Genomic DNA, 6,617 nt, shown 5'->3' with positions numbered 1-6,617 from the left:
AGCTTCAGTAATTTCTAAATCGAATAACATTAAACCTAAATCAGGACTACCCTCGATTGGTTGTTCTGAGCCATCCGGTTCGCTAAAATAAGCACTAAACTCTCGCGTACCGAGATAAGGTTGATGGTGACATTGCCCTTTGGCTAACCGCCGCCGAAATTGATCGCGGTATTTAGCCGGATGAGCGTCTGCATGGGGTTTTAACTGGATATCGGCTTTGATAATGTAATCGACATCCCGCAGACACAAAGCGTGGCGTTGAGAGCGATCCTCATCGGCATAGTAGCCACCTGTACCAGCTTTTTCCCAGCCTTTGGCAGTACGTTCGTTTTGATGGGAGTTGACTTCATTCCGCAGTAAGGAAAAATAGCGAATTTCTGATAAAACTACTATTTCCCGTACCATCCAGTAAATTTCCGGTTTCCAGAAAATACTTTCTAATACCCCTCGTGCTGCGCTGGGCGTAATTACTGGATATGTCACCCGCTCGGCGGTAAATTCCGGGCGAGTGAATAAAGCCAAATCTCCCCGTACCCGCATGGTAAGTAGAGAGTCAGACATATTAATAATTGGTGTTAAGTGATGATGAAGCGATGGAATTTGGCTAGGTTAGCTACATTAAGTATTCCCTGTGGACACTACAAAATAACTCAACAAGGACTAAAAATCATCCACGTATTTCGTTTGAGAGGTAATACAATCCGAGTAGCCGATTGTGTGGATGAATGGTGGACATACGGCTTATCCTCCTTCTTCGATTTATGTAAACAATTGGCACTCGAAAGCTCTAAAATATCAACAATTTCTTGTGTGGTATAGGTTTGAGGCTCTTGGATTGGGGCATTAAATCGATTCACGTTAGGTTGACTCAGACAATAATTGAGCAATGGAAAAACTGCCCCATTGAGAGATGGGGATGACAAGTTAGGGTTAGTCATGGTTAAATTTGATTAGAAATATTTTTTGCGAGAGGTGGCTCAAATCCAAGTAGGATGCCATCTCTATTTTTATAGCTTATGTAGATACTTTGTCAAGTGCTGTCCTTAAAGAAAATCTCTGACTAAGAACTACTCAAGAACGTTAGATGAAGAAGTTATATTGCATGTCCTGGAGAGGCAGAAACATTTGACTAGAGTGAAAACGGGGAATAGGTGAGAGCAAGCATAACTTACGCTCACCTATTCGTGCCTCTTGATAAGATACTCCATCAAGTAACGCTTAGATGTTCCAATCCTCACCCATGAATGAGTGCATGACCATAATTTAGCACCTGTGGAGCATCGATAGGTTGTTGAGACTTGTCAGATACTGCTCAAGGCGAGAGAATATTAGAGAAGAAGCTAATAATCTGCGCCAAGATTCAGATCGAATGCACTTAATCTCAATCCGCAATCTGCGTGCTGCATCAGCAAAGTATTCCGATGTATCAAAGCAGGTAGAAGATTGGTATGCGACTGTCAGACAAGCTGAGTGGAGTTGTTTGGAGGATGTGCGGCTGATTTATGGGGATGCTGAAGCAGTTGGTAATTTAACTGTCTTTAATATCAAAGGTAATAATTATCGTCTAATTGTCGGGATCGATTACCAAGATTACACAGTTTACTTTAAGTATTTTCTGACTCACTCTGAATACGATAAGGATAAGTGGAAAAATGACCCTTACTTTTAACCAAACTAGTTATAGTAATTTGCTCGCAGAAATATCACCAAAAGTGATCGAAACTGAACTAGAATACGATCGAGCATTAGCCATTGCCGAAAAATTGACATTCGATCGCAATAAAACGCCTGAAGAGAGAGCTATCTATCAGTTATTAGTAATGCTGATTGAGGCTTATGAAACTAAACATTATCCTATGCCCACTTCTACACCTCAAGAAGTGCTGCTGCATATTTTAGAGGCTAGTGGAATCGATCGATCGGATTTAGTCGGTAAGCTAGGTTCTAGTGAGGAGGTGTCAGGAATTATCGAAGGAAAAAGAGCGATTAGTCAAGCTCAAGCTAGAGTATTAGGAGATATGTTTAAAGTGTCACCAAATTTGTTTGTATAGTTGCTATTTACAAAAATATTCAGTCCGCGTAGGCGGACTTTGCAACACTAGTGGTGGTTTCAACCGCCAGCACATTGGTATTGGTGCGTTACGCTTCGCGATAACACACCCTACAGATCGCATAAATCTTTAACGGGTAATAAAATACCATCGCTCGGATCTCCAAGGATTGGCAAACCCTTAATTGGATCGTAAGTGCCAGTCCAGATATAAAACTCAACCCCAGCTATCGGTTGCTCGATCGATGTTTTATGATGTTTGCGAAATTCAAAGTGACGAATGCTAATCGTATATGGTTGTAATTTCTGATAATCGCTAGTAAATAACCCCCGACGTTTAATTTGCCTTAATAGCTTTTCAACTTCATCATTAAAACTGACAACCACTGGATAAGTATCATCATCAATTAGCTTAAATTTGCTAGCAACTGTTTCAAACAAACAATTCTCTCTGTCGTCTTGAATCTCGTACTTATCGGATGATTCTAATTTATATAGAGCATTACCATAACTAGTGAAAATCTGCGGTTGATATAAATCTTCTGACTGCGCTTGTTGTAAAATCTGCTGAGTTTTACCAGTCGCCTTCGCATATTCACTACCTTTCGGTGGCATACTCCCTTCTTCTAATTCAAAGACAAAAACTTGTCCCAATTCATCCATAGTTCCCTCGCGATTACATCGTCCTGCTGCTTGGACAATGCGATCGAGTGGCCCCAAAACACGATATACTGCGGGGAAATCTAAATCTACACCTGCTTCGACTACTTGGGTAGAAACTAGAATACAATCTTGCTTATTTTTCAAACGAGATCGAACTTCTGCTAGTACTAGTTGACGATGCGCCCCACAGAGCAAAGTGGACAAGTGTAAAACTTGACTATTTTTAACGGCTAGTTTTACTCGTGATTCAGTGCCTACTGCTTCAAAATATTCAATAGGTGAACTATTCAAACTATTTATGACTTTCAGGGCATCTTTACGAGTATTGAGGACGACTAAAGCAGATGAATGAGAGTTAAGTCGATCTGTTAATTCCTGCCATGACCATTTAGTATTGGTTTTAATTGCAGATAGATTGTAATCAACTCGCTTGAGCTTGGCAAAATGTTCTCGACTTTTGGCTACAGGGATAATATCCGTAATTGAGCCAGTTTTAAAGCCCTTAAAATAACCATCTTCACCTTCTAATACTGGTTGAGTAGCAGTACATAACACCACCGAAACATGATAGCGTTCTACCAATTCTTCCAACATACTGCATATAGATTCCCTCAGCGCGATCGGTAGTGTTTGCACTTCATCTAAAATAATCACACTGCCAACAATATTATGCAGTTTACGACACTTACTAGTTCGATTGGAAAACAAACTTTCAAATAACTGAACTGTTGTCGTGACAATTAGCGAAGCATCCCAATTTTGAGTAGCTAATCTCGCTTGGTGCTGAAAATCGATTGCGCCCTCCTCAGCTTCCGAACTTTCATCCTTTGATTTGGGATCGTGTTGGATCGCACTGTGATGTTCGAGGACAGCTATTTCTCCTAATTCGGCAAATACCCTGCGATAATCTTTGACAGTTTGCTCGATAATACTGGTATAGGGTACTGCCATAATTACCCGTCGATCTAGATTATCGATCGGGTTCGCTAAAATATGTTGCAGTCCAAAAGCCAAACTACTAAGTGTCTTCCCGCCACCAGTGGGTACTGTCAGTCTAAATATTCCTGGTTTCGATAATGCTGTCTCTACACAATGTTGATAGACTTCTTGTCTAACATCAAATACTATTTTATTTTTCGCTGTCAATTCCTGTTGTTTCTTATCGACAAATTCTTTCTGCTTGAAATTGAATATTTGCCACAACTGTTCGATTGTTGGTTTATCATGGCGAAGATTGAAAGTTTCAGGATTTCCAAATCTTTCACTATCCAACCTATCGGCATCAATCAAACAAGAAAATAATAATCGATCGAATACTTCTCTTGCATAGGGATGATCATCTGGGTCTGGCAAACGATCGAGTAGTTCATCAAAATCTAAATCTGGATCGGTTTCAATTCCTTCAGACTGTGCAGATGCTAATATGCTAACGAGTTCTATTTTTGCTCTCTCTAACTTAGCATCATCATATTCATCAGTAGCATCTCTTAGTCCTCGATGATGTCCATCAATTACCGCAGCAATATCCGAACAAAACTGCTCGGCTAAAATCGCGCCATGAATAGCATGAGGAACCTTTTTTGTGGGTGGTTTCTGGTTGTTCAGCGATGCTGTATGACAATCATCCAAATATGTCTGAAAATCAGGATTATATTTACCTAGATCGTGCCATAAACCAGCATATTTGCCCAGTTCTCCCGCATCGAACTTATCTGCAAATTTCTCAGCTAATTTTGAAACCTTGCCCAAATGTGCTTTGAGTTCGTGCCAATCATTGGTACCTTTCGATGGGGTATGAGCGTTAAATTGATACTTCATCTCAGCAAGATTATTCTAGCTTCGTTACCATCTCACCTGTGAGACTAAACGCTCGTGCTTCGATGATTTTAACAGGAACGACTTTACCGCGTAGCTCTTCGATATCGCCATTGAAAAAGGTGAGACGATTGCCGCCAGTTCTACCGAGCACTTGGTCGGGATTTTTGGTATTGCGTTCTTCCACTAGGACAGATTCTACTCGATCGAGATAGCGACCCGATCGATCGATCGCCGTTTGCGAAACCAGATGATTGATCCGCTGCAACCTGTCGATTTTGATCTGTTCACTAATTTGATTGCTCCATACTGCCGCAGGCGTATTCGGACGGGGGGAGTATGCCGCCGTATTAACCATATCGAAACCGATGTCCGCAATCAATGCTAGCGTCCGCTCGAACTGCTCCTCCGTCTCGCCAGGGAAACCGACAATCGCATCGGCACTAATCGACGCATCGGGCATATACTGCCGGATCGTATCGATAATCCGCCGATATTTTTCGTGAGTATAACCCCGCGACATCGCCTTCAAAATCTCGTTATCGCCAGATTGAAAGGGGATGTGGAAATGTTCGCAGACTTTGGGTAATTCATGACACGCTTTAATCAATCGCTCGGTAAAGTAGCGCGGGTGACTAGTCGCGAATCGAATTCGCTCGATTCCTTCAACATCGTGGATGTAATAGAGCAGATCTGTAAGTGTATTCAGATGGCGACCCTCAACAGTCGAGCCAGGTAGATCGCGCCCATAGGCATCGATATTTTGACCGAGCAAGGTGATTTCCCGATATCCTTGGCGTGCCAATTCTTTGATTTCTGTCCGAATTGCTGCTGGCGTCCGCGACTGCTCGACACCCCGCACATTCGGCACTACGCAATAGGTACAGCGTTCGTTACAGCCATAAATGACATTCACCCATGCTGTTACGCTACTATCGCGACGCGGCTTGGTAATATCTTCAATGATATGAATCGGTTCGGTAGCGACTACCTGTTCGCCCGCAAAGACTTGCTTGAGCAGATCTTCGAGGCGATTGGCATGTTGGGGACCCATAATGATATCGAGTTCGGGAATGCGTCTTAATAGGGCTTCACCCTCTTGTTGGGCAACACAGCCAGCCATAATCAAAATCAGATTGGGGTTGTCTTTTTTGCGGCGAGTCTGTTTGCCAAGATAGGAATAAACCTTTTGTTCGGCGAGATCGCGGATGGTGCAGGTATTGTAGAGGACTAAATCTGCGCCAAAGGGATCGTCCGACCACTGAAATCCCATTTCTTCTAGTATCCCTCCCATCCGCTCGGAATCGGCCTTATTCATCTGACAGCCAAAGGTGGTGATGTGATAGCTGCGATCGCTCGAATTCATAGGTTGCCAGGATAGAGGGTAGAAACTAATCGGAAGATTTTTCAGTCGGGAAGCTCATCTGTGGTGAGCACTGCGATCGGGAAGATGCCGATGACTGGCACTCGTCGGCGGAGCATCTGTGGGTAGGCATTACGGGACGAGCATCGAGTTGCTGCGGTGGAGATCGTTACAGATTGTCAGTTTGAGCACAGTATGGTCGGTGGCAATTGTTTATTATAATCGATCTGCTGTGGCGATCGATTGGCGCGATCGTGGGTTGAAGCGATCGCGCCCAATAGCGGCGATCTGACGATCGACACTTGGTATTTATGCTCGCAATCCAGACATGTTTTGACACGTACTAACATCTATAGTAGGATTGTAGATTGTGTTAACTTTATTCAGATAGACAAGCAATAACCCTTGGCTAACGTAGTCGTAATTGGTGCCCAATGGGGCGATGAAGGAAAAGGAAAAATCACTGACTTACTAAGTAAGTCAGCAGATGTGGTCGTGCGTTACCAAGGGGGTGTCAACGCTGGTCACACTGTAGTCGTGCAGGGTCAAACCTTTAAACTGCACTTGATTCCTTCGGGGATTCTCTATCCCGAAACGAAATGTATCATTGGCTGTGGGACAGTCATTGACCCCAAAGTATTGATCGAGGAACTGGATCGACTTGTCGCGCTAGATATCCCTACTGACAAGCTCTTAATCTCCCGAACAGCTCACGTCACGATGCCC

The 6,617-nt window shown here is 43.1% G+C and carries 7 protein-coding genes; 3 read left to right on the top strand and 4 right to left on the bottom strand.

Annotation, left to right across the window (positions count from 1 at the left end):
- Positions 1-561: type I-C CRISPR-associated protein Cas5c (gene cas5c, locus RMO27_RS07115; protein WP_309730938.1), on the bottom strand; the 561-nt coding region annotated here is incomplete at its 3' end.
- Between the two features lie 89 nt (positions 562-650).
- Positions 651-938 carry a hypothetical protein gene (locus RMO27_RS07110; RefSeq protein ID WP_309730937.1) on the bottom strand — a complete coding sequence of 96 codons (288 nt, stop codon included), beginning with the start codon at positions 936-938 and terminating at the stop codon, positions 651-653.
- A 431-nt stretch (positions 939-1,369) separates the two neighbouring features.
- Here RMO27_RS07110 and RMO27_RS07105 point away from each other — a divergent pair, with 431 nt between their 5' ends.
- Positions 1,370-1,669, top strand: a complete 300-nt coding sequence (locus tag RMO27_RS07105; protein WP_309730936.1) for a type II toxin-antitoxin system HigB family toxin — start codon at positions 1,370-1,372, stop codon at positions 1,667-1,669.
- On the top strand, positions 1,653-2,051 hold the full coding sequence (locus tag RMO27_RS07100) for a transcriptional regulator (protein ID WP_309730935.1): 399 nt from the start codon (positions 1,653-1,655) through the stop codon (positions 2,049-2,051). Before RMO27_RS07105 ends, RMO27_RS07100 begins: the two co-directional genes overlap by 17 nt.
- A 110-nt stretch (positions 2,052-2,161) precedes the next feature.
- On the opposite strand, the gene cas3 is transcribed toward RMO27_RS07100, so the two are convergent.
- Entirely contained in the window at positions 2,162-4,531 is a 2,370-nt protein-coding gene (gene cas3 / locus RMO27_RS07095) for a CRISPR-associated helicase Cas3' (protein ID WP_309730934.1), read from the bottom strand.
- A gap of 10 nt (positions 4,532-4,541) precedes the next feature.
- On the bottom strand, positions 4,542-5,894 hold the full coding sequence (gene miaB, locus RMO27_RS07090; protein WP_309730933.1) for a tRNA (N6-isopentenyl adenosine(37)-C2)-methylthiotransferase MiaB: 1,353 nt from the start codon (positions 5,892-5,894) through the stop codon (positions 4,542-4,544).
- A 402-nt stretch (positions 5,895-6,296) separates the two neighbouring features.
- On the opposite strand from miaB, the gene RMO27_RS07085 reads away from it, so the two are divergent.
- The coding region (locus RMO27_RS07085; RefSeq protein ID WP_309730932.1) for an adenylosuccinate synthetase at positions 6,297-6,617 on the top strand (321 nt) is incomplete at its 3' end.

It is taken from the genome of Chamaesiphon sp. OTE_75_metabat_556 (genome assembly GCF_031378165.1).
GTDB lineage: Bacteria > Cyanobacteriota > Cyanobacteriia > Cyanobacteriales > Chamaesiphonaceae > Chamaesiphon.
The sequence above is the reverse complement of the archived record's forward strand: the minus strand, read 5'-3'. Positions and strand labels throughout refer to the sequence as shown.